Raw genomic sequence first — 24605 nt, forward strand, 5'->3', positions numbered from 1 at the left:
GGCTTTGAGCCTCCGTGGTCCGACTCGGTCGGATTGTTCTGCTGGTCATCGGCTGGGGTCTGGCGGAGCACGACGGCAAGCGGTCTCCAGCGGAGGGGATTAAGAGTTACGGAAAGTAACTGTCGTTCGGTGTCGGGGTGGACCGGGTGATGCCGCGGTGTCAATAGCCACAGGAGTCTCCACGGTCTACCCGTAACGCCTGGTGTCGGTGCGTGACGGCTCCTACTTGCGCGTCCGCACCCACCTCGCACCCACAATGATCTTGATGGTGAATTCATTTCGATAGGACACGCAACAGCCGCGACACGCAGGTGGTCGAACGTGACACCGGAAGTGGTCCGGTCGGTCGTCGGGTGAGATGCCACGTCGATTGGATAACAGCGACGCCGCAGGGGCGACGGCTGCGGACCTTGGTGTGGCGCCGCTGCCCCGTGCCGCCTGGTTCACTGGAGACGTGACGAGCAGTCCCAGGCCGACGGCGCAGGAGATGCCCCCTGAAGACGCGCGACCTGTGGACCCGGCATTGGTCGTCTACCTGTTCGCTCCGCTCGGAGGACCGGGCGCCCAGACCGCTTACGAATACCTCCGGGTCGTCTGGGAAGCCTGCCGTTCAAAGCTGCACATGGACCGGCCTATCAAGAAGTTGAGCGCCGGGAGCACCCTGCCTGGCAGCCTTACGGGCCTTGAGACTGTGACTGGCCTCCCGCCGACGGGCAGCGTGTTGGCCGCGCAGGCCGGCAGGGACCCCGAGGCTGGCCGCGGTGAAGCGCTCCTGCGGCTGCACCATGAGATGATCAGCCTGGCGGTTCGCCTAGGGCCGCCGGTGCAGGAACACGACTGGCGTTACCTCGATGCGCGATGGGCCACCGTCGGTGGTCCACCGCCGCCCGCCGTGGACGATGCTCTGCTGGGCAGGGCCTACGTCTATCTCGGGCACACCGGTATCCTGGACGGTCCGGCCGCGGTGGCGCGGCGCCTGCTGCCGTCGCTGCCGGCCGTGGCATCCGACGACTGGGCCGACCGTGGCGCCGCAACCCGCTCGGGCCACGTCGTCTGGGAGTTTGCCGACTTCCCGGACGCACGGGTGACGCGCCAGATTGTCGCGGTGGCGGCCCGCGGTCGCGACACGGCGCTGAGCGCCTGGCTGTGGTCGCGGGGTACCGCTGACATGACGCCCTTCGGCTACTACCTGTTGCAGACGGCGAAGATCCGGTACCTCGCCCGGTTGTGGGACGACGGACGCCGAGTCAGGGCGACCCGGATCGCCCTGGACGCGACCATCGTCGAGTTGTCCCGTCTGCTGGCCGAATTGGCTGAGCCCAGTGTCGACGGGAATCGACTAGACGACCGTAGGGCTCGGGCGCGCGATCTGCGGCTGCGCTCGCAAGCGGCGGTGGCGGCGTTGGCCGTGCAGTCCGCTGAGATCGGTCTTCTCGTCCACGCTGTCGACATCGCGGCGTCCAACGCGCGGGAAGCGCTCAACGCTGAGGCGCCGATCGAGCCGTCCGTCGGCCTGTTTGGCGATGACGCGGCCCTGTCCGCCCTGTTCAGCTGCCGCCTCGCTGACGAGCGGCAATACGCCGAACGGTCGGCAGCCACGGCGCGCGAGGTCGAAGGCTTGGCGGCGGTCGCACTGGGTCCGCTGGCAGCGACACCGGACACCCCGTCCACGACCCCGGCGCCCCGGGAGCCGCGTCGGCTGACCGATGAGGATCGTGATGCGCTGGTTAGCGCCTTGGCGCAGGTCTTCCACCAGCCTGATGCGGCGCTCCAAGTTCTGGAAGATGCTGGGCTAAGCCCCGCGCTGCAAGCACTGACCGGCGTCCTCGGAGCACTCACCGCTTGGCGGAAGAACGTCACCGAGCTTGAGAACGGCCTGGTGCGCGACCCCCACGGCCAGCTCGTCCGTGCCGCCCTCGTGCGCTATCCCCACAACGGGATGTTCCGGACAGCCGCGCGCCGCCTTGGAATCCCCATCGTCGACTAGACAGGACCACGGCGGGCCCGGCCTCGCAGCCCAACGCACCCCGACCATCCGCCGTGGATATCGTCTCACCCATGGGTTCATCGCCGGTACCGGCTGACAACCGCGAGCAGGCGTTGCTCACGCTGAGCCTCGCACGGCGCTGGCGGTTGTCCGCAGAGCAGTGGGACGAAGTCAACAAGACGCTCACCGAGCTTTGGAAGGCGCTGCGCGCGGGCAACCCAGCCGCCTTCGCCGAAGCGGCCGACGACCTGCTCTTCTTCGGGCCTCCCCGGGAGGTCACCGATGTCGACGGCACGGTAGTGGAGCCCGCGCCCGGCAAGATCCAAGAACGACTCAATACGCTGATCCACACGCTCACCGACCCGTCGGCGAGCCTCGCACCCTCCGACAGTCGTCATCCAGACCGAACCAAGCCCTAGCCAGCGCGACTACGACAGATGCTGGACACTTTGCGAGACGGATTTCGTCGGCCGCCGATTCCTGCATTGCGGCGGGCCATATAGCGTCATCTCGACTCCGGCACGGTCCACAGACTGCTCACGACCGTGTCGAGCACACTTGCCCGCCGAGGAACTGAAGCGCCATGATCGGTGCTTCGCGGCCGGACTTGCGCCCAGGGGACGGTCCCGTGATCGGTTCTGGATCGCGACGGCATGTCGATCATGCGGGATCGCGGGGCAGAACCGCCACAGCGGGCCGCCCCGTCGCAGCCCGACGTGCCGCTCCGGGTAGAGCGGACGGGAGGGAACAGACCAGGTAAGGTCAAAGCCGAGTTGTCGGACGGCCGGGGGGCGTCGATGTGCAGGGCTGGTTCGGAACACACGCCACGTGGCTGAGACGGTCGGCGTACCTCGCCGTTGCAGCCCAGTTCTGTTTTTTCTCCGCGCTGAGCCTGGCCGGGTGGGGCGCCAACGGCGGAAATCCGGATCCGCCTAAAATGGAGCGGCTCGGCCCACCACCAGGACTTGCGCAGGTGTGCCAAGACCTGCGCGGGTTGACCTTTCCCGTCGAGAACGGAAACCGCGACGTCGTCGCTGTCGGAGCGTTTGCCGGCTCGTTTGAGACCTGGGCCCCGGAAGCTGGCTCCGACGTGTCAGGGACGGCGCTGCTCGACTTCCTGAGGCCGTCGTCGGACATCGCCCTGTTCGTCGTTCCGGTGGTAGCACTCGCTCAACGTCCACTCGACGTGCGCGTAGCGGGCGCATTCTCCAGGCTGACGGTGGTCGAGATCGACGAGCCGGGGCATTACGCAGTCATGTCTGCGACCGTGGCGGGCGACGCGTGGTCGGCCTTCGACTCGTCGTTGGTCTGGGCAAACCGGGCCATGGCCGTTCCCGTCGACGAACCCCTGCTGGTCGTCAGCGGCGACCCGACGAAACAGTCGTCGGCGGGCTTCGTGCTGACATTCGGCCGGCGGGAGGCGGCATCGACCGGTGGCGAGATCGAAGGAATGGTGACCGGCCCGGCACTCGGCACACCGGTCGCCTCCTTCGACGGTGAACTGGTCGGCTTTGTCGAGGTGGCCGGCGGCTCCATGACGCGGTTCGTCGCGGCCGGGCGAGTCGCCTCGACGCTGTTGGCGGTGGGCAGCGCACACGCGCCCGCCACGGCCAGCACGGCGACGCTCGGCGCCTCGGTCGTCACGACGGAGGTGGCCCGGCTGGGTGGAACCTATGACGGTCGGGCCGTCGGGGCACTCGTCGGGGGCCTCGTTGCGCAAGGCCCGGCGCAGCACTCTGGACTGCGGTCCGGCGATGTCGTCGTCGGTTACGACGACGAGCCGATTCCCTCATCGAGCGCGCTCGTCGCCGCGGTCCGCGCCGACAGCATCAACAGCACACATACCCTGTCCGTCGTGAGCCTGTCGGGAACCACCCGTTCGGTCACCGTCGAGCTTGGAGCACGTCGTTAGCCAGTCATTACTTCGGCGGTCGGTCAGTGGCCACCTGAGAATCAGGTTCACTGGCCCGGTCGAAACGCGTACGGCACGTGCCGGGCTCGCGATCGGTATCGTCGCCGCGGCCGTCCTTGCCCTGCCCGTCCGCGTGCTGTCGACCGGTGCGGGCTGGGTCGACGGGGGAACCGGAAACCACCTCGTCCCGACGGCGTCCTTTGCGGTGGGCCTAACCTGCCTGACAGCGGCGATCTGGGCGGCTGCCCGCGCCGTGACCGACACGTCAGTCGAGCGCGCCAGCCTCGTCGCCCTCGGGTTGACGAGCGCGGCGCCGTTCGGCGCGGTGACCCGGGAATTGCTCCAGGTGTCGGCCCTGCATCGATTCTATCTCTCGGCCGGCTCCGGCGGATTCCTCGCCGCCTACTGGGGCCTGGCCCTGCTCGCCGTCGCGACCCTGAGCTTCTGCCTGCCGCTCATGGTCGTGGCCGCGAATCTCGTCCCCCGCAGATTCAGCAGCGCCCGCGGTCGGCGGAGTATCACGGCGCTTTCCCACCGCCGCGGCTACCTCCTGGCTCCCATGATCGGCGCCGCCCTGCTCATCACGATGTGCGCCGTCGTGCCCGAGTCTCTCGGCGCGACGATGGGGTATTCGGCACCCGGCGCGAACGGCTCGCGAATCGGCGTCACCAACGATGTCCTTAACGAGGCCGTCTGGAACTCGTTCGCCCGGCTGGCATTTCTGCCGCTGCTCGTCGGAGTGTGGGAGGGCATGGAGTCGGCGCGTGCCTGCTTGCTGCTGTCGGGCCCTTTTGGCCTCCGGCGGCTGGTGGACACGGTCGCTAGCAGGGGCAGCACCCGAGAAGGCGGCGGAGGCGGACCTGGTGGCACCCGCGTACTCGCCGGCGCCGCGACCTTCGGGGCCTGCGTCGCCGCCGCTGCGACCCACGTGCCGCTCTCGCTACTGCTCGGGGCCGCTGCGGTGATCGGTGTCGTGGTCTACGCGACCGCGGGTCTCACGCCGCGACTCGCGGCGATCCCGTCGCCGCGCAACGCTGGAACACGCTGGAACGTGTCGGCCGCCTGGCAGGCCACTTCCCCCATCGCGCTGGTGCTGTTGGTCCTCGCGGCCCCGGTGGCGGTACCTCTTGGGTTGGACCTGTGGCGCGGGCTGGAGGCGCCGTTCCGCCTGCCGTCCGACGCCCTGCACTATGTCTATTTCTGGCGCGAACCCGGCCACATGCAGGTACCTTCGGTGACGCCCGGCGGAGTCTTCGGCCATGGCATGTGGCAGGTCGTACAGTGGTCCCTCGCTCTCGCCGTCGTTCTCGCCGTTCTAGCTGCCACCATTCGGCTGTCAGAACACCGACAACCGTCGATCCTGACGCCCACTTTCTGGTTGCTGGTTCGCGTCGCCGTGATCGCGTTGGCGTTCATACCGATCATGAACGCGGCGGCCCGACCAGCCACCGCGTGGATACTGGGTGCCTTCGCCGCCCCCGCCATGCTGGTCGCGCTACGGCTGCGCGCCGATGCCGGAGCTCACGCCGCGCGGCTCGCTGTCGCATCCTTCGCTCTCCTCGGAGCCTGGTCATACCTCATGTGGCAGTACGACTCGCTGCCGTCGTCCGCGGTACTCGCAGCGACCGTACTTTGGCGTTTCGTCTTCAACGCCGGCGAACTTAATGAGATCGAGGACGGGCCCACCCAGTTCCGCCGCATCTGCGCCTTCGCGGCCATCGCGTTCCTCGGACTGGGATTGCTGTTGCTCGACCATGGAGGCGTCAGCGGTGTGTTCGCCACGGACCGGTTCTCCGAAGTCGCCAGCCAGGTCGCGGTGAGCGTCGTCGCGCCGGTCTGGCTGGCGCACCTCGTCCTATTGCAAACTTCACTCGCACCGCGACGAGCTCCGGAACCCACCAGGCGGGCCGGCGCCGAGACACGGTCGGCGTGACCGCGGCCGGAAGGCGCGACGAGCTTCTCGGGCGACTGGAAGAACGGCTGGCCCGGTTCGTCGCCGACCACGACCCGGCACGGCTACTTGACCCGATGGTGGGCGTCGAGGTCACCGCCCTGCTGAAGTCGGTGCCTGATCCGAGGATCGACGTGCCCTTGATGCACGCCGTCGGGCAGGTGATGTGGCACAGGCATCTCCTGGCTGGTGCGGGCGCCGACGAGTCCACCTTCGCCGGCGCGGTCGCCGTGTTCTCGCACGTTTACCCCACCCGCCCGCACCTCGTTCCGGACCCGATCCGGAAGGTCCTCGACGACAGCCGGTCCATCCCGCCGGACGGGCCTGCGGCATGGGCGTTCCAGGCGGCCTCGCTACTGCAGGAATCGCTGCGCGATGGAGGAGTCGAATCTCTGGACACCGCCATCCAGCTGCTACGGAGGGCGCTGCACCGCACGGCCCAAGCGGATCCGAACCGGCTCGATTACCTGACAAATCTTAGGACGGCACTATCGACTCACCACTTCCGAACAGGGAACCTCGCCGACCTCGACGCGGCGGTCGACGCCGCGCATCAGGCTGTGGCGGCCGCACCACCGGGGCACGCCGATCGATCGAGTCACCTGTCCCACCTCGCCGCCATAGCCGTCAGGCGATACGAGATGACGGGCAGCACAATCGACATCGCTGTGGCGGTTGACGCGGCCGGACAGGCAGTAGCAACGGCGCCGGCCAACGACCCGAATCGGCACTGGCACCTGTCCGAACTGGGCCTCGCTGTGTTGGCTCGCCATCGTCGCACCGGCGTGGCCGACGACCTCGAACTCGCGATCAGCACGCTCAGGAACGCCGTCGCGGCCGCCCCCGTTGGCGGGCCCAGCTGGACCGGCGGACTGTCCAATCTGTCGATGGCGTTGCGCAACCGCCACGAGCGAACGGGAAACCTTGTCGATCTCGACGACGCCATTGTCGCGGCCGCACAGGCGGTCAAGGCCATCGACCCTGCGGGGCCCGGCCGTCGCACTGCCTTGACGAACCTCGGCGTCGCACTGCGCGCACGGTTTGAGGTCATCGGCGATCCCGACGATCTGGACGGTGCGATCGATGCCGCTGAGCAGGCTCTTGAGGACATCGCCGACGGGCATCCGTCGCGAGGCGGGTACCTGGCGAATCTCGGCGCGGCACTGCGCGAGCGCTACGAGCGCAGCGGGAACACCGACGACCTCGACGCCGCCGTGGCGGCTGGTCGCAGTTGCGTGGCCACGACGGTGGCCGGCGACGCCCGGCGGCTCGGATTCCTCACCAACTTCGGCGCCAGCCTGCGGGTGCGCGCTGAACGGACAGGGAATCTTTTAGATCTTGAAGAGGCCGTCGCTATCGGACGTGCCTCGGTCACCGAGACCCCGGACGGCCATCCCGACCGCCCTCGCCAACTCTCGAACCTCGCTGGCAGTCTCAATGCCCGCTTCAATCGGACCGGGGACGGGACCGACCTCGATGAAGCGGTCGACGCGTTCCGCGAGGCGGTCTACGCGACGCCGCCTGACCAGCCGGCCGCGGCCGGATACCGGTCCAATCTCGCGGGATCCCTGCGTTCACGGTTCGGTCGGACCGGCCGTCTCACCGACCTTGACGAGGCGATCGACGCTGCGCGTGCAGCGGTCAATGCCACGCCGGACGGGCACGAGAACCGCGCCCGATGTCTGGCTCTCGTCGGTGACGTCCTGCTGGCCCGCTTCCACCGAACGGAGCAGCTGCCCGACATCGATGAGGCAGCCGCAGTTGTCCGGTCGGCGATCGCGGCCGCCCCGGCGGGTCGCACCGCCCGTGCCTCATACCAGAGTGACCTCTGCAATGTCCTGCTGAGGCGGTTCCGGTTCACTTGGGAGGCGGACGACCTCGACGCGGCCATCGTCTCCGGCTCCGCTGCGGTCAACGTCACGGCGCCAGACAACCCGGCCCGCTCCAACTATTTGCACATTCTGGCTACCGCATTGCGAACTCGCTTCGAACGCGGCGGTGACCAGGAGGACCTCGAAGCGGCGATCGACGCAGGTCGCCGCGCCGTCGAGTCGGATGTGGCCTCGCCCCGGGTACGTGCGTTCGCCGCGCGACACTGGGCCTCGACGGCCGCCAGCGTCGGACGCTGGCCGGAGGCGATGGCGGCCTACGAGGCCGCGGTGGACCTGTTGACATATGTCGCGGGTCGCGGCCTCCACCAAACCGACCAGGAACACCAGCTCTCCTGGCTCACCGGCATCGCCTCGGACGCCGCAGCTGTGTGCCTGCGGGCGGGCCGCCCTGACCGGGCTGTCGAACTGTGGGAACACAGCCGCGGCATCATTCTCGGTCAGGCGCTGGACCTCCAGACCGATCTCACTGCGCTGGCCGAACATTCGCCGGCCTTGGCTGAACGTTTCGCCACCGCACGCGACGCGCTCGACCCGAGCCGTGCCCCGGTCACCAGCACCGCGTCACGCCGCGCGGATGCCGACCGCCGGCGGCAGGCAGCCGACGTGTTCGAGAAGGTACTTGCGGAAATCCGCCGGACGGCGGGGTTCGCACGCTTCCTCAGGCCGCCGTCGCTCACCGACCTGCTGTCGGCGGTCGGAGACCACCCGCTGATCGTTGTCATGGTGTCGGAACTCGGTTCGTACGCTCTGATCTTGAAGAACGGGAGTCCGCCGGAACCGGTCGAGCTGCCGAACGTCAACCCCGACGAGGTTCTGCGGCGCGCGTCCGCACTGATCGACGGGCCGCGCGGTGCCACCCGGTCTCTAGACCGGGCGGCGGCCGAGGAGCAGCTCTCCGACACGCTGAGCTGGCTGTGGACGGAGATCGTGTACCCCGTCCTCGACCGGCTCGGCATTGCCGCCCCGCCGCCGCCGGATCGCCCTTGGCCGCGGCTGCGCTGGTGCGCTTCGGGCCTGCTGTCATTCCTACCGCTGCACGCTGCCGGCCTCCACGGGACCCGCTCCGTGCCGTCCTCGGCGACTCTGCTCGACCGGGCTATCTCCTCCTACGTTCCAACCATTCGAGCATTGGGCCATGCCGCCCGACCTCAACAGTCCGGCTCACAGCGGGCCGCGGCCAGGAAAGGCGGGCGGCTGGTCGTCGTCGCGATGCAACACACCCCTCACCGCGCCGAACTGCCCTCCGCGGCACGTGAGGCAGCGGCGCTGGCAAAGCGGTTCCCAGGCCAGGTCAAGCTGTTCGCCGACACCGACGCCACCCGCGAAGCAGTGCTCGCCGCGCTGCCGTCAGCGCGGTGGGCGCATTTCGCCTGCCACGGTTCGTTCGACCTCGGCGATCCGTCGAGCAGCGGACTCTTGCTGAACGACCACGCCCTCACCGTGCTCGACCTGACCCGGCTCCGACTCGACGCAGATCTGGCATTCCTCTCGGCCTGCTCGACCGCCTTGCCTGGCGGCCGGACACCCGACGAGGCAATTCACCTGGTCACGGCACTCCAACTGGTCGGCTACCGGAACGTGGTCGGGACGCTCTGGCCTATTAACGACCAGATCTCCGCCAGCGTCGCTGATCACGTCTACGCCGCACTCGAAGCCGGTGCCGAAATGGCCGCGGCGGTCCACCAAGCAACACGCGCGCTACGGGAGGCCCACCGGAATCGACCAACCGCGTGGGCAGCTCACATCCACGCTGGCGCCTGACCTCTCCTGCGCCCCGACTCTCACGTCCCCTGAGCACGGTGCCGACCACAAGCCAGAAGATCGCCCCTTGACTGTTAGAGCCGTGGGATGTCTATGCGCCAGTGTGGATGTGCGCTGCCCAGGCTGACGGCCGGTCGCGGAGGCTGTCGCGCATCCGGCGGGTCACGGTGTGAACGGCCGCCCCGATGTCACTCGTCATCGCGATGGCCTCGTAGATCTCGTCTGCCACGACCGGTGTGTCGGCGATCGGCCACAGCGTGGCGATGACGTGCCGGTAACCAGCGAGCTGGCACGCCGAGGCTAGGTGGATCGCCTCGTCGGCGAGCCTGTCGCCTGGCCGAGCTGTCGAGCAGGCTGACAGGAACGCGAGCTCCGGCGCCGCGAGGCGCAGTCGGGCGAGGTCCACGACGGTGAGTGGTCGCGTCTCGTGGTCGGCGAGCAGTAGCCGACTAGCCGACGGGTCCGCGATGTCGGTGTGGCCGTGGCAGGCAAAGTGCGCCCACCGCGCGCTCGTAAGCGCAGTCAGAACCGCGTCCCGCGTGGCTCTCGCACCGACGAGGACACGAAGGCGGCCGCGGAAATGCTGGCCGACCAAGTCGGCCTCGGCTCCGGTGCCCGGCAACGACGACGCGCCGGGGGTTTCAGGCATGGCCACCACCAGCGCCTCGCCTTCGTCGAGGCGCGCAGCACTGGCACGGCTGGTTCGGCCAGCACGACGAGTCTCGGCCAAGACCCGAACGGTGGGGGTGTACGAGGAGACCGCCCGGTCGATCACCGCTTCCGAGCTCGGTCCATGCTGCGTAGCGTGGCGTCCGGCCGCGTGCACCGGCAGGAATGACAGTAGGCCGGACAGACACCACCACACCCGCGGCCACGGCTCGCCGTCCTGAGGTGGATCGGTGATCCCGAGCCGCTCCAGTACTGGACCCGCGATCACGTCCCAGAGCCAGTCCAGGGTGTCCGAAAGATCCTCGCCGAGCGGTGCGGAGCTGCCGGCAGCCGTATCGACGATTCGGAGGACTCGCTCGCGCACCTCCTCTTGCGTCAAGCCCTCCAACGGCAGTGCGTCTATCTTTCCGTCCGCTGTGAGGATCAGTGCGTGGGCGCCGAACTGGGACACGGTGACCGCGACGACCGGCCCTTGCTCGGCCGCGACAGCAAGCTCCGACACAGTCAGCGGCCGAAGAAATGTCCCGAAACCGGGCATAGATCGAACTTCATCGACGATTCGTTCGAATCCAGCGGCTGCCTCGCGTCGCAGGGCGAGCGACCAGCGGGCCATCTCGGCACCGTCCATCAGCGAGGATCCGTCAGCGCTCATCGACCCCGCCAACGTAGCGGGGTCGGCTCGGTCGATCTCGTCCCGCAACGCGACGAACTGGGACGCCAGGTCGGGATGACGCTCTTGCAGCGCGGTGAGGTCGGTTCGGGTGTCCAGGGCCTGGCCCAGCAGCACTCCGCGGCCCTGGTCAAGCAGTTCGAACGCGCGGGTGACCAGGCCGGCGCGCAGGCAACACCCCGCAGCCTCCGATGCGAGACCGCCCAATTCACCGAGCAAGAACTCCTGGTCCGAGCGATCGAGGCCGCGCGCGGCGACCCGCGCCGTCAACTCCACCCCCGCGCCGAACCCAGCAGCCGCATCTGACCAACGGTTCCGGTTTGCCGCCGCCAACCCCCAGGCCACCGCCGCCGACAACCGAATGATCGCCGACGCGGTGGCCATTCCGGCCGCCTCACGGTGCGCGTCGATCGCGGCGTCCAGGTCCGCCTGGTTGCCAGTTTCCGCGAACCGTAGTTCCAGGTTGGACCCGAGATTGAACAACGCAGTGGCACGGTTGGGGTGGTCGGCCGGGACGGCGGCAATCACCTGTCGGTCGACGAGAATGGCCTCGTCCAACGACGTCATGTTCCGGTCGTGTTCGAACCTCGCGGTCAGGGCGACGCCGAGATTGGTCAACGCCACGATCCGGTCGGGGTGATCTTTCGGTAGCGCGGCTACCGCAGTCCGGGCAGTTTCTGCCGCGGCAACCAGGTCTGCCGCATCGGCAGACTCATGGAACCGAGTGGTCAACGCCGCGGACAGGGCGGCCAGCACCTTGGGGCGCTCGGGATGGTCGTCCGGTATTCCGACTAGTGCGGCCCGGCCGGCGTCGATCGCCGCGTCGATGTCTACCGCTTGGGCGGTACGTTCGTATCGACTGACTAGTGCTTGAGTCAGGTTGACCAATACCAGGACGCGGCTGGGGTGCTCCGCGGGCAGGCTGGCGAGCGACTGGTCGCTGGCCGCTATCGCGGCGTCGAGGTCGGACAGGCTGTTGACCTGTCGAAAGCGACTCAGTAGAGCATTCGCGAGGTTGGCCAGCCAGAACGGGCGCTGCGGATGGTCGGGCTCTGTCGCGGCCACCGCCGTGTACCCGGCGTCGACCGCAGCGTCTAGATCGGCGAGGTTACCGAAGCGTGCAAACCGCATCCCCAAGACAAGATTGAGGTTCGAACTCACTTGAGCGCGTGCATGGTGGTTTGCCGGTAGGGTCTCCGCCGCCCGCCGCACGGCATCGACCGCGCGCTCAAGGTCCGCGACGCTGCCTGTCCATTGAAACCTGGTCATGAGCATCTCGCCCAAGCTGGCTTGCACGGTCGCGTACTCGGCGTGAGTGGCCGGCGCCGCGGTGGCCGCGCCACCGGCTGCCGCTACTGCGTCGTCGATGTCGGCTGCGTCCCCGACTCGCCTGAAGCGGTAGTGCAGCGCCTCGGCGAGGGCCAGGAGCACCTCTGGCTGACTGGCATGGCCGGGTGGCAGCGCGGCTGACCCCTCGCGAGCCAAGTCCACCGCGCTGTCGAGGTCGCCTACGTCGTCGGCTCGCACGCCTCTCGACGTCAGCACGCTGGCCTGACCAGCGAGTAGAAGAGGCCATCCCGGATGGTTGCGAGGAATGGCGCGGAGGGCTTGCCACCCGATCTCAACTGCTCTGTCGAGGACGTCCTCGGTGCCGGTTTCACGGAACTGGAAGCGCAACGTTTCGGCCAGGCTCATCAGCACTATCGGCCAGTCTGGATCGGACTCCTGTGTCACGGCGGCTGCGTGTTCGCCGGCTGCCACGGCTCGGCGCAGATCGTCCTGGTCGCCGGTCTGTTGGAAGCGCAGCACGAGTATGCCCGCCAGCCCCGCCAGCGTCGCACCGTAGCCAGGTTCGTCTTCCGGTGTCTTGGCGAACGCCTGCAAGCCGGCGTCCACCGCATAATTGAGGTCGGTGAGGTCTCCGGTACTCCGAGAGCGCATCGCGAGAGTGGAGCTAATACTTAGCCAGAGTGCACCGCTCTCGTCATCCGGCGTTACTTCGAGTGCCTTCCAGGCGGCGTTCAGCGCCCTTCCCAGATCTTCCGCGTCACCGGTCACCTGGGATCTCAGCAATAGGGCGTTATGAAGTTCGGTCGCCGTGCCGGCGTAGCTTGGACTGTCTACCGGCAATAACGCTATCGCTGTATTGGCGGCCTCCACCGCAACGTTGAGGTCGGCAAAGTCGCCCGCGTACAGGTAGCGTGCCCGCATTCCCGGAGCCAAACCGGCCAGCAGAATCGTCCGGCCGGGATGGTCGACCGGCAACGCCGTCATCGCCGTCACGGCGGCGGTAAGAGCCGCATCGACGCCGGCCAGACCGTCGGTCTCCACCCGCAGGCAGGCGTCCATGACTGCCGTCGATTTCGACTCTGCGTCCAGCCTGATGAGATTTTCGAGGCTGGCCAGCACGGCGATCCGGTCCGGATGGTCCACCGGAAGCCCGGCTACCGAATGGAGCCCGGTCTGCACTGAGAACGCGACCGAGGCGTCCAGATCGGCGGTGTCGCCGGTCCGCTCGTAGCGTACGTGGGAGAAATGGGCAAGAGTGGAGAGCACTTGGCCGCGACCAGGGTGGCCTGTCGGCGTGACAGCCATCGCCGCGTTCGCCGCGTCTATCAGGGCGTCCAGGTCGTCGACGCCGTCGGACTGGGCGAACTGAGTCCGCAGGCCGGCGAGTTGACTGATGAGGAAGGTGGCCTGGTCGGGCCAGCCTGCTGGTGCGCTCACAATGTCCCCCGTTTGCTGTCTAGCCGATGGTTCATGCGCCAGATTCCGTGCGTACAGGACGCCGGCCCCACGGCGAACGACCCCGAACGAGCTTAGCGCCATTTGGTCACGCGGCGACGCTCAAAAGCATAGCTGTACAGGCTCCGAGTGGCTTAGCGCCGGTTTCGGAGTGAGCTTTTTAGGCGGCGTAGGCAGATGATCGTGCAGGCGAGGGTGAGTAGTACCTGGTGGATGTCGGCGCGGCGTTCTCACCGAGTGCGCAGCCGGCGGAACTGGTGCAGCCAGTCGATGGTGCGTTCCACGGGCCAGCGTTGCCGGGCCAGGCCGGAGCCGTGTGGCGCTCGTCGGCGGGCGATGATCGGCGTGATCTGCCAGCAGGTGAGCTTGCGGCGGTAGGCGTCGTGGTCGTAGCCCCAGTCGGCGAGCAGACAGCGCGGACGGTGTCGGGGCCGGCCGGGGCGGCCCCGGATGGGCGGGATCGCCTCGATCAGCGGGATCAGCTGGGTGACGTCGCTGCCGTGCTCGCCGGTGATGGACACCGCCAGCGGTGTCCTGCCGGCGTCGACGATCAGGTGGTGTTTGGAGCCGAGGTGGCCGCGGTTGACCGGGCTCGGACCGTCGCGGTCCCCCTTTGAAGGCGTGCACATGGGAGGAGTCCACCAGCGCCCGGTGCAGGTCGAGGCGGCCCGCGGCATTGAGGCACAGGGAGGTGGTGCGCGTCCACTGGCCATACCCGCCCCGGCGTCGAGGTCGCCGACTCGATGGTTCGCAACGGCGCAACTGGTCCTCCGGCTAGCCCAAGAAACGCCCATTGGGGCTACCTGCGACTCTCCGCGGGATACCGCAAGCTGCTGGTCCAGGTATCGGGCGCCTCGGTCCGACCATCCTGCACCGATGCGCCGTCGGACCGACACCTCGCCACGGCGGCGGGCCAAGCTGGTCGCAGTTCCTGCGCAGCCCAAGCCCACAATCGGCTGGCCTCCGAGTTCCCCACCATCGGCGCCGTCACACCCGCCAGGCTGTACATGCTGTTCTACATCGACTCGACTGCCGATGAGCAGCGCGTGGTGGCACGGCTCAGCGCCGGGTTTCTGGGTCCGCATGGCCTCCGGGCGGCGAGGCAAGGTCGAGGGAGGGCTCGCTAAGGATGTGGATCAAGGTGTTCAGGCGTTCGCGGATTTTCGGTGGAGCCGGCTCGCCTACGGGGCCGTCTACGTCGCTGACGTTCCGATTCGGGCCAAGGAACATCAGGTTGGCAGCGGCCTCGCCGAAGGCGGCGAGGTCTCCGGTGCGCAGCGCGTCGAGGAGGCGGGCGAGCACCTCGGCGACCTCGTCCCACTGGTCAGCGGGCAGCCGCCAGCGGGAGGCCAAGCGCAGTGTCTGCAGGGCCTGGTCGCGCCGCTTGGCAGGCATCGGCGATGTCGAATTGTCGCTGTCCCCCATAGACCAGGACAATAGCGATGCCAGGTTGGGAGGTCATCGCACCTTCGGGGCGTGCCCGGACGCGCCAACGACGGTTGGGGATACTCAGCGAACGGGATCCCGAGGCTCGCTGCGGCGCCCTGGTACGGGTCCGGGCATGGTGGGAGCCGAGATGGGGGCGCTGGCTGCTCGCTCAGTGTCATCGGACCAGCGGGGAGCTGGCGTTCTACGTCTGTTTCGGGCCTCAGCGCACCAGCCTGGCCGGGCTCGCACGGGTGGCCGGTGCCCGCTGACCGATCGAGGAATGCTTCCAACAGGCAAAACAGACCTGAGGCCAGGACGACTACCAGGTCCAGCCACGAACTTGACCCAATCCTTGACGGCTTCGTCCGACCAAGCCTAGGGCGTCGCTGCGGGCTGGCAGCGCGAGCCAGCCGAACACCCACGCCATGATCAGCTGGACTAGCCGCACCACCATGATTACGATCATGCGCCACGGCATCCGGAGACGAAGTCGCAGGTCAGCAGTCGGAACCCGAGTTCTGGTGCGGCATGGGCACGCAGCGAGCCTGACTCAAGCGCTCAGCTGATCACAGAGGTGTGAGGGGTGGACTACTCGGACTCCTGCGCGAGCCGTCATCGCGGCAGGTGCTGTGGAGAGAAGAACGGTGACGTTGCATGCGTCATCGCCTCGATGGGTTAGTCTGGGCTGGTCGGCATACACCTCGGATGAGTCGGCGAAGCCTACGGGGGCTCAAGGTGGCGGTTAATTCTGGTGTGCCCGCATGGACGGTAGCGTCACAGAGTGGGAGTAATCGGGTAGCGCATTCGGGCGGTCGTGGCCGTCCGAAGACAGCAGCGGTGCGCGGCGGGTGGAGAACGGGCCGCTCACGTGGACCAGGGCACAGCAATGCCACGTGAACTGGCGGAACTCGCCAGCTACGCCGAGCTGAACACACTCGTCGGGCTAGACGGAGTCAAGCGCGAGATCCGTTCTCTGCTGACGACGATGAACTACTTTCAACTGGCCACCCGGCGCGGGTACAAGGTCGGTTTCGAGGCGCAGCATCTGGTGTTCGCTGGGCCGCCGGGCACGGGTAAGACTACCGTGGCCAGAATTTTCGCCCGCCTGCTGGCTGAAATGGGGGTCGTTCAGCGCGCGGTGCCAGTGGAGGTGTCCTCTGACTCCTTGGTGGGCGAGCATGCCGGATCGGGTACCAGGCGGCTCGTCGAAGCGTTCGAGAAGGCACAGGGTGGCGTCCTGTTCCTCGACGAGATCCAGAGCCTGGCTCCGGATCCGTCGGGGCATGCCGGGTTCGGCTATGAGATCATCAACGCGTTGGTGAAACTGATGGAAGACCGGCGCCGAGACGTCCTGGTCATCGTGGCCGGATACTCGAGTGATCTGAGCAAGGTCTTCGCGATGAATCCTGGCCTCAGTACGCGGTTTACCCGCACCATCACGTTCCCTTCGTTCAGGCCAGAAGAACTTGCCCGCATTGTCGAGAAACTGGCTTCCGATGCTGGGTTCGTGCTTGGACCAGGGACAGCCGATGCAGTGCGCCACTACTTTCAAAGGGGCCACGGTCGGCGGACACCAGGTAACGGTCGCGCCGCGCGCACACTCCTTGAGGCGATGCAGGGCCGGCTGGTCGGCCGGGTGATGTCCGAGGTTGATGCCGGCCGCGACGTTCCTTTGAACGAGATGCGGCCAGAGGATCTTGATGTCGAGCTCGGCCGGTCCGGGCTGGCAGTAGGCCGCCGTGCCCCCGACGAGGCGCACTTCGCGCGGGTCAGCGCCGAGTTGACCGCACTGCCGGGCCTGCGGCCCGTGAAGGAGGAGGTCGCCCGCCTGCAGGCCAGAGCCGCGTTCGCTGTCCGGCGTCAGGCGAATGGGCAATCTAGCTGCATGGAGAGCTGGCACCTGGTGTTCACCGGCGCATCTGGCACGGGCAAGACGATGTGTGCCCGTCTTTATGGCGAACTGCTCGCCGCGTTGGGGATGCTCGCGCAGGGCCAGCTGGTGGAAGTGACCCGGACTGACCTGGTCGGACAATGGGTCGGGCAGACCGCCCAGCGTACCCGTGACGCCTTCGAACGGGCCCGCGGCGGTGTGTTGTTCATCGACCAGGCCGATATCTTGGCACCGCATCAGGCGTCCGGTTCTGACTTTGGCCACGAGTCGGTCAACACCATCGTAAAGCTGATGGAGGACCTCGGCGACGAGCTGGTCGTCATCGCTGCCGGCCGACCCGACCGGATGAAAACATTTCTGTCAAACAACCCCGCGCTGGCTGACCGTTTCTCCCGGACCGTCCGCTTTCCGGACTATACGGCGGAGGAACTCGTCGCGATCTTCCAGAGGCTGGCAGCCGATAGCCAGTTCAAAATCGATCCCGCGGTATTGACGGCGCTGCTGGCTCGATTCGTACTCCCAGGCGTTGGCGGCCGAGCGGCGAATGCACGACACGTCCAGCGGACGCTGTCTGAGATGGTGGATAGCGTCGCGCTCCGGGCCGCAGCCGACGGCGAGAACGTCGACATCGGCCTGCTGACGGTCGCCGATCTTCCCGAAGAACCCATGGTGTCCGGGCTGTCCCGCCCAGCCGCATCCGCCGGTGGCACAGCTTCTGACGAGGTGACTACTGGGACAGGGGCTGCCAAGGGCATACCTTCACCCGCCCGTGGTGGCTCCGCCGACAGATCAGCACGATCCGATAGTGCAGCTCCTCGGGACACACACCCCAGCCCCGCAGCAAGTGGACCACCTCGCGCGGTACCGGATCCGGGTCCTGCGGCCCGCCCCGCTCCGGGGAGGTGGGACTTCAACGGTCCGGGCGGTGCGGTGCCCAAGCCATGGTGAGCGACGTGCCAGCCCAGCCGAACGAAGACACCACGGAGACCAGAACGCAACCGACAGAGGACGGGAACGCAGACAGCCACCTTGATGCAGGCGCGGTCGCGGACTCTGATGCGGACCAGACAGCAAGACCGAGCCTTGTCGACGCGCTCGTGGCGTTTGTGACGTCGCCAAGCTGGCGGGCTGCCCAGGAACTGCTTGACGAAAATCCAGGATTGCTGTCCGCAGACGCCGCCGCGTTGCTGACCGCGCAGGCCGCACTGTTCCGCGACGATGACCCGGCACGCGCGACGAGCCTGGACGAACACCGCGAACTGCTGAACCGCTGCACGGCGGTCGGCGTGGCAGCGGCCTTCGCCGAGAAGCATGCGACCGCTGAGGGTGCCACCATGGAGCCTCCGTCCGGCGCTCCTGCTGAGATCGATGTGCTCGATGACGTTCCCCTCACGCCCACGGTCGAGGACGCACTCGCGCTTGCTGCGGCGGAACGCCTCTCCAACCAGCCAATCGACACAGCAATGCTGCTGGCGGCGTTGTCTCGGATGGACGTGGTTGGGGAGTGGGATCGGCTGCGCCTGCATACACGCGCCCCAGTTGACCTGCCCGGTTTGGGGCTGAGCGATCAGGATGCCGACCCTGGCGGGCGGTGGAAGGGGGTGCCGCTTTCCGGAACGCTTGTCGCGGCCATACGGACGGCCGAAAGGCAGGCCGGCGAGGCCGGTCTACTGCCTGTCCCAGTCGGTCTGCTCGCAGTCGGGCTGGTCGCCGATGACAGGTCGGCAGCGGCCCGCGGCCTGCTCGCCGAGGGCGACCTCGACCATCCGGCGCTGATCGCGTTGCTGGCCGAGACGCTCAGAGTGCCGGAGGACTTGGCCTTCCCGGACCCGGACCCGGACGCGGAGGTCGAGGCCGCGCGCGTGGCCGTTGAGATGGCGCCGCTCGGGCATCCCGACCGGGCAGCGTTTTTGCACGAGTTCAGCTACGCGCTGGCCGTGCGGTTCGATCGGCAGGGGCGGGCTGACGACATGGACTCCGCCGTCGACGCCGCGCTGGCCGCGGTCGACGCTGCCGCGGCCAGCGACCCTGACATCGGTCAGTATCAGCGGACGCTCGGGCACCTCCTGGCCTGCCGGTTCGACCAGCGGGGGCGGCCGGCGGATCTCGACGTGGCCCTGGAGGCGGCTCGCGCGGCGGTCGACGCGATCGATGCCGACGACCCGGATCGTGCCGCGGTGCTGTCGAGCCTCGGAACCTACCTGAGCGTCCGGTATGAACGCGTCGGCGATCTGGAGGACCTGGACCTCGCGATCGACGCCACGAGATCCGCATTGGACGCCACGTCGGACGACGATCCGGATCGGTTTCTGCGCCTGCTCAACCTCGGTGAGTGTCTCGGCTATCGGCTCCAACGCACCGGAGCGCCGGGCGACCTGGCGGCGTTCAGGGTCGCGTCCGCCGCGGTCCGCTCGGAACTAGGGGCACTGCCGGACGGCCATCCGGCCACAGATTTGCTGCCGGCCTGGGACGCGGCGGCGGCCGCTCTCCAAGGCCTCGAGGCCGACCGGTTGGACATGCGTGATCCTGAGTTCGAAGCGGTGCTCCACAACGCTGTGACGACGGTGGGTGCCGTGGCCGGGGATGCGGCCGTGGTCGGGTTGGCCGGCGCGACCCGCATGGTGGGCTTCGCGCGGACTGGTGACGTGGACGACCTGGGGACGGCGATCGAGTCGGTGCGCGGCGCGCTGGCCGAGCTGTCGGATGACGACCCCGCCGAAAACGCGAACCGTGCGCTGATGCTCGCGAACCTCGCGGGCATGCTGCAGGTCCGCTTCGCCGAGACCGGTGCCATGACCGACCTCGAGGAAGCAGTCGACGCGACACGGACAGTGCTTGCCTCGGCCTGGACCACGCACGGCATCCGTGACCTGCTCGAGGCGGGGTTCGCCGAGCTGCTGAAGGTCCGGTTCGAGCACACCGGGGACCAGGCGGATCTGGACGCGGCGATCGCCGCCGGGTTGGGGTCCCTGCGGCGGGTGGCGGCCAGGAGGTCCGCGGACGACGCCTTCGCCCGCGCGGTGGTGGGCGAGGTCGATGCGATCGCCGACGCCCACGAACACGCCGCCACCGGCGATCCGGACGCCCTCAGGTCAGGCATCGAGGCTCTCCACCGGATAGCCGGTCTTCTTCCGGACTTCGCCGAACGCGGTGCGCTTCTCACCCAGTGGGACGGCCTCGTCCAGGACCTCGACGTGGTGGAGAGTGATGACGAGGAGGCTATACGGCGGGTAGCCCAACGCCTGACGGAACAGCTTCCGGCGGGATCAATCCTCCAGGAGCAGACATCGGCGCGGCTGGCCGCGGCCGAGGCGTTCCTCAGGTACGAGGAGACCGAAGGCCCCACTGATCTCGAGGCCGCCATCGACGCGCTGCGGACAGCCCTGGCCCTGGGCCCGGCCGGCCATCCAACGCATTGCCTGCTGGAAGGCGAACTAGGCACGGCACTGCTGGCGCGATTCGAACGCGGCGGCGACCGGGCTGACCTGGACCAAGCCGTCTCGGCTGCCCGGCGAGCGGTGACCCTCGGCCGGGACGAGGCTGTCGAGCACCGTCTCGCACTGCTCACCCTCAACAGGGCACTGACGAGGCGATACGAGACAAGCGGCGACATGCAAGATCTGGAGGACGCGATCGTCGCGGGCGAGGCGGCCCTCGCCGCGACGCCGGACGGCGACCCGCGCCGGGGCATCGCCCTCAACAACCTCGGCACCACCCTGCTCGCCCGATACCAGCACACGGAAGATCCCGACGATATGTCCAGGGCGTTCGACATCTGCCACGCCGCGGTCGTCGCCATGCCGCCGGATCATCCTGACCGTGCCATAGCGCTGACCAACAAGGCAACCGCGCTGACGTTCCGCTACCAGCGGTTCGGTGATCCGGCTGACCTGGACGCCGCGGTCGCCTCCGGCCAGCAGGCTCTCGACAGCGTTCCGCCTGGACATCGCCACCATGCCGGGGTCGCGAACACGCTCGGCACCGCGCTGCGGCTCCGGGGCGAACACACCGGCCGGCGCGAGGACCTGGACGCCGCCGTCGAGCTCGGGCGCACCGCCGCCTCGGCGACGCCTCCGAACCACTCCGGCGACGCAGGGAACGGCGCCGTGCTGATCGGCCTCAGCGGTGCGTTGATCGCTCGGTACCAACAGTCCGGTGACCTGGCTGACATCGACGCGGCGATCGATGCCAGCCGGCGCGCGGCGGCCGCGACGAGCGACTCGCCCGCGCGGACCGTGACGCTGAGTAATCTAGCGACGGCGCTGGCTGCGCGGTTCGAGCGGACGGGCGAGACGGACGACGCGGACGCGGCGGTCGACACGTTCCGCACCGCGCTGTCCGCGACCTCGAACGACCGCGCTACCCGCCTCGACCTGTTGACGAGCCTGGCGACGACGTTGACCGCCAGGTTCACCCGAACCGGTCATCTGGCCGACCTGGAGGCGGGGATCGAGTCCGCCCAGGAGGCGGTGGACAGGACGCCCGAAGACCATCCCGACCTGGGTAGGCGCCTCTCCGTGCTCAGCTCCGCGCTGACCACCCGGCTCAACCACACCGGCGACCTGGTCGACGCCGACGCGGCGGCCGAGGCGGGTCGGGCGGCGCTCGCCCGGATACCTCCTGACAGCCCCTTGCGCCCCAAACTGCTGTCCAATCTGGGCGCGGGCCTGATCGGCCAATACCAGCGATCCGGCGACCCGGTCGACCTGGACGCGGCGATCGAGATTGGACGAGAGGCGATCCAGGTCACCCCGTCTGATCACCCTGACCTGCCAGCAGGGCTCGCGAACGTGGCAGCCATGTTGGCCCTTCGCTTCGAACAGCTGGGCGACCTCGCCGACCTGAACGCCGCGATAGCGATGGCCAGGCGGGCTGTCGCGGTCGCTCCGCTGGAGCATCCTGGGCGCGTCAGCGCGTTGTCCAATCTGGGGAGCATGCTCGTCATACGGTTCGAGCGGCTCAACGACATGGCCGACCTCGACGAGGCTGTCGAAGCCCTTGAGGCTGTGCTGGTCGCCACCCCGGCCAGCAGCCCCAGCCGCGCTGGCGTTCTGGCAGCGTTGACCGCGGCCTTGCGGGCTCGGTTCGCGTGGACAGGCGAGCCGGCAGACCTGGATCGCTCGATCAAGGCGGCCGAGGCGGCACTGGACAGCCCGCTGAGCTATCGGTATCGCTTCGTGGCGCTGAGCGCGATGGCCGGCGCTCTGCTGGCCCGGGCTCACCACACTGGCGAGCCGGCAGACCTGGACGCGGCGATCGAGGCGGGACGGCAGGCTGCCGCTGCCACACGACCAGACGACCCGGGCCGAGTCGTTTCCTTGATCTCCCTCGCTAATGCGCTGCATGTGCGGTCCATCCGGACGGGGCAGCTAGCAGACGTAGACGGCGCGATCGACGCGCTGCGCCAAGCCCAAACCGCCCTGCCCACCGATCATCCTGAACGCAGTCAACTTCTGCTCGTCCTCAGCGGGTCGCTGATGACGCGATTCGACCGCACCCAGCAGTCGGCCGACGCCGACGCCGCGGTCGAGGCCGGTCAACAGGCGGCCTCCGCGCTGCCTGCCGACCACCCCCTCCTGCCCATGGCGGAACTCCACCTGGCCAACCTCCTGATCACCGTTCTGGACAGAAGTCGAGAATCCGATACACCTCACCGCGCGGTCGAAATGTGCCGGAAAGCTGTCACAGCGCTACCAGCCGGACATGCGCATCGCGGTATGGCCGAGATCGTCCTCGCCCGGGCACTGGCTTTCCGTGCGCTTCGTACTGAACGGCTCGAGGACTACGACGAGGCGCTCGAGGCGCTACGCGCGATCACAGAGGCCGCAGCCGAACACGACGCCCAGACGGCGACCGCCCACCTCATCTTCGCCGCGACCCTGCAGTCCCGGTTCGACAAGTTCGGCGACACTGTCGACCTGATGGCCGCCGCCGAGGCATACCGCGAGACAGCGGCGGCCACGGCCGTATCACCGCGACTGCGTGCGCAAGCCGGGCGGCTCTGTGCCCGGTTGTACGCCGACGCCGCGCAGTGGTCGGACGCCGCTGACAGCTTCGACAAGGCGGTCGAACTGGTCGGCCTCGCCACCGCACGCGGACTGAACAGACGCGACCAGGAACACCTGCTCGGACAACTCGCGGGCGGCCTCGGCAGCGCGGCGGCCGCCTGCCACGTGCGGGCGGGCCGGCCAACCCGTGCGCTCGAACTGCTCGACCAGGCTCGCGGCGTGCTGATTAGCCAGGCCCTGGACACCCGCACTGACCTGGCCAACCTCACACACCGCCACCCACACCTGGCAAGCCGGTTCACTGAACTCGCCGACGCGCTCGACCATGACGTCGACGCCGCAGCGCTCCTGACGTTCGAAGTTCCGGAACCTGGCAGAGTCTCGGCGCTCGACCCCGTTGAGGCAGCCCGATGGGCCGCAGAACATCGACGGCGGACCGCCGCCGCCTTCGACGAATTGATCAGTCATGTTCGACGGTTGCCCGGCTTCGAGGACTTTCTGAGGCCGCCAGGCGTCGACTCACTCGCCGCGGCCGCCGCTGACGGCCCGGTCGTGTCCGTCGCCGTCTCCCAGTTCGGCTCGTACGCCTTGATCCTCACCGCGGACGGGTCGGTCAACGCCGTCGCACTGGACGGCCTGACCCCGGAGGCGATTCTTCATCGGGTGCCACCTGTACCCGATGGCGGGGCCAGGGCCCCGGAGGCCGAGAAACAGCTCGTTGACACCCTTGGCTGGCTGTGGGAGGTACTCGCCGCCCCCGTGCTGGAACAGCTTGGTATTTTGGGGTTGCCTCCGGCGGGTCAACCGTTGCCACGAATCCGGTGGTGTCTCTCGGGTCTGCTGTCATTCCTGCCAGTGCAAGCAGCTGGCCACCACCAGACCCGCAGCGATCCGGTCCCAAATACCCTGGTCGACAGAGCCATTTCGTCGTTCACGCCAACCGTTCGCGCGCTCGCGCATGCCCAATTAGCACTGTTCCGCCCTACTGTGGACGCGCCACCCACAGACTCCAGCGGCGGCGACATGCTGGTCATCGCGATGCCCCACACCCCGGGCGTGTCCGATCTGCCTGGGGCGGGCATAGAGACCGATCTCATCAGTCGGCGGTTTCCCGGCCGGGTCAAAATTCTCGCCGCCGAACAAGCGACTCGCGACGCGGTGCTGACCGCGCTGCCGCGCGCGCGGTGGGCGCATTTCGCCTGCCACGGCCAGGCAGATCTGGACGACCCATCGGCGAGCCGGCTGCTGCTGGACGACCATCTAGACCAGCCGCTCACTGTCATGGATCTGGCGCGGTTGCGGCTCACAAATGCGGAGCTGGCCTTCCTGTCTGCCTGCTCCACGGCACGTCCCGGAGGCCGGCTGGCCGACGAGGTGATCCACCTGGCCTCGGCCTTTCAGCTCGCCGGCTACCAGCACGTCATCGGCACGCTCTGGCCCATTCCGGATACCCCATCCATGGCCAACGACATCTACGCGGCGATTGCCGCAGACGGCGACATGGCCGCCGCAGTGCACATCGCAATGCTCCGCGCCCGCGCCCGCGCCCCCCATCGGCCGTCCTGGTGGGCCGCGTACGTGCACAGCGGCGGCTGATTGCGGTCGCCAGGGTCCCTCCGTACTCGGCAGCGAGGAGCTTGACGCCGTGCGCGGCAGAGACCGAACCGAAGACCGGTGTCGCCGTCGCCGCG

Annotated in this window: 9 protein-coding genes and 1 pseudogene; 7 read left to right on the forward strand and 3 right to left on the reverse strand. The window is 68.2% G+C overall.

All coding sequences use genetic code 11. The features are described 5' to 3' along the window. Positions 1-454: 454 nt before the first annotated feature. The 5 genes from FRCN3DRAFT_RS0212325 (at position 455) to FRCN3DRAFT_RS0212345 (ending at position 9503) form a co-directional block, all read left to right on the forward strand. Positions 455-1987 (forward strand): CATRA conflict system CASPASE/TPR repeat-associated protein, encoded by a 1533-nt coding sequence (locus FRCN3DRAFT_RS0212325; protein WP_232794021.1) that lies wholly within the window; start codon positions 455-457, stop codon positions 1985-1987. Between the two features lie 71 nt (positions 1988-2058). Further along, entirely contained in the window at positions 2059-2406 is a 348-nt protein-coding gene (locus FRCN3DRAFT_RS0212330; protein ID WP_027140502.1) for a CATRA system-associated protein, read from the forward strand. A gap of 380 nt (positions 2407-2786) precedes the next feature. After that, positions 2787-3899 (forward strand): PDZ domain-containing protein, encoded by a 1113-nt coding sequence (locus tag FRCN3DRAFT_RS0212335; protein WP_007513570.1) that lies wholly within the window; start codon positions 2787-2789, stop codon positions 3897-3899. Beyond that, positions 3883-5832, forward strand: a complete 1950-nt coding sequence (locus FRCN3DRAFT_RS0212340) for a hypothetical protein (protein ID WP_007513568.1) — start codon at positions 3883-3885, stop codon at positions 5830-5832. The genes FRCN3DRAFT_RS0212335 and FRCN3DRAFT_RS0212340 overlap by 17 nt, the downstream gene beginning before the upstream one ends. After that, positions 5829-9503, forward strand: coding sequence for a CHAT domain-containing protein (locus FRCN3DRAFT_RS0212345; RefSeq protein ID WP_007513565.1), 3675 nt, complete (start codon positions 5829-5831; stop codon positions 9501-9503). Before FRCN3DRAFT_RS0212340 ends, FRCN3DRAFT_RS0212345 begins: the two co-directional genes overlap by 4 nt. A gap of 91 nt (positions 9504-9594) precedes the next feature. Here the strand turns inward: FRCN3DRAFT_RS0212345 and FRCN3DRAFT_RS44175 are convergent, their stop codons facing one another. From FRCN3DRAFT_RS44175 to FRCN3DRAFT_RS0212360, 3 genes and pseudogenes are all read right to left on the reverse strand, one after another. Continuing rightward, positions 9595-13569: a CHAT domain-containing protein gene (locus tag FRCN3DRAFT_RS44175; RefSeq protein ID WP_007513563.1), complete on the reverse strand. Its 3975-nt coding sequence runs from the start codon at positions 13567-13569 to the stop codon at positions 9595-9597. Between the two features lie 152 nt (positions 13570-13721). Then, a pseudogene (locus FRCN3DRAFT_RS54000) lies at positions 13722-14268 on the reverse strand (IS5 family transposase); the annotation flags it as partial. A 378-nt stretch (positions 14269-14646) separates the two neighbouring features. Continuing rightward, on the reverse strand, positions 14647-15012 hold the full coding sequence (locus FRCN3DRAFT_RS0212360; RefSeq protein WP_027140505.1) for a CATRA system-associated protein: 366 nt from the start codon (positions 15010-15012) through the stop codon (positions 14647-14649). 889 nt (positions 15013-15901) lie between these two features. On the opposite strand from FRCN3DRAFT_RS0212360, the gene FRCN3DRAFT_RS44185 reads away from it, so the two are divergent. Beyond that, complete coding sequence (locus tag FRCN3DRAFT_RS44185) at positions 15902-17854, forward strand: AAA family ATPase (protein ID WP_007513555.1); 1953 nt, start codon at positions 15902-15904, stop codon at positions 17852-17854. Positions 17855-18066: 212 nt separating this feature from the next. Then, positions 18067-24510 carry a CHAT domain-containing protein gene (locus tag FRCN3DRAFT_RS49405; RefSeq protein WP_051466237.1) on the forward strand — a complete coding sequence of 2148 codons (6444 nt, stop codon included), beginning with the start codon at positions 18067-18069 and terminating at the stop codon, positions 24508-24510. The last annotated feature ends 95 nt before the right edge of the window (positions 24511-24605 follow it).

It is taken from the genome of Pseudofrankia saprophytica, from assembly GCF_000235425.2.
Taxonomy (GTDB): domain Bacteria; phylum Actinomycetota; class Actinomycetes; order Frankiales; family Frankiaceae; genus Pseudofrankia; species Pseudofrankia saprophytica.

Bases quoted from the DNA above. Each gene is read 5' to 3' on its own strand.
- FRCN3DRAFT_RS0212330 (WP_027140502.1), top strand. From the start codon at position 2,059: ATGGGTTCATCGCCGGTACCGGCTGACAACCGCGAGCAGGCGTTGCTC.
- FRCN3DRAFT_RS0212360 (WP_027140505.1), bottom strand. From the start codon at position 15,012: ATGGGGGACAGCGACAATTCGACATCGCCGATGCCTGCCAAGCGGCGC.
- FRCN3DRAFT_RS44185 (WP_007513555.1), top strand. From the start codon at position 15,902: ATGCCACGTGAACTGGCGGAACTCGCCAGCTACGCCGAGCTGAACACA.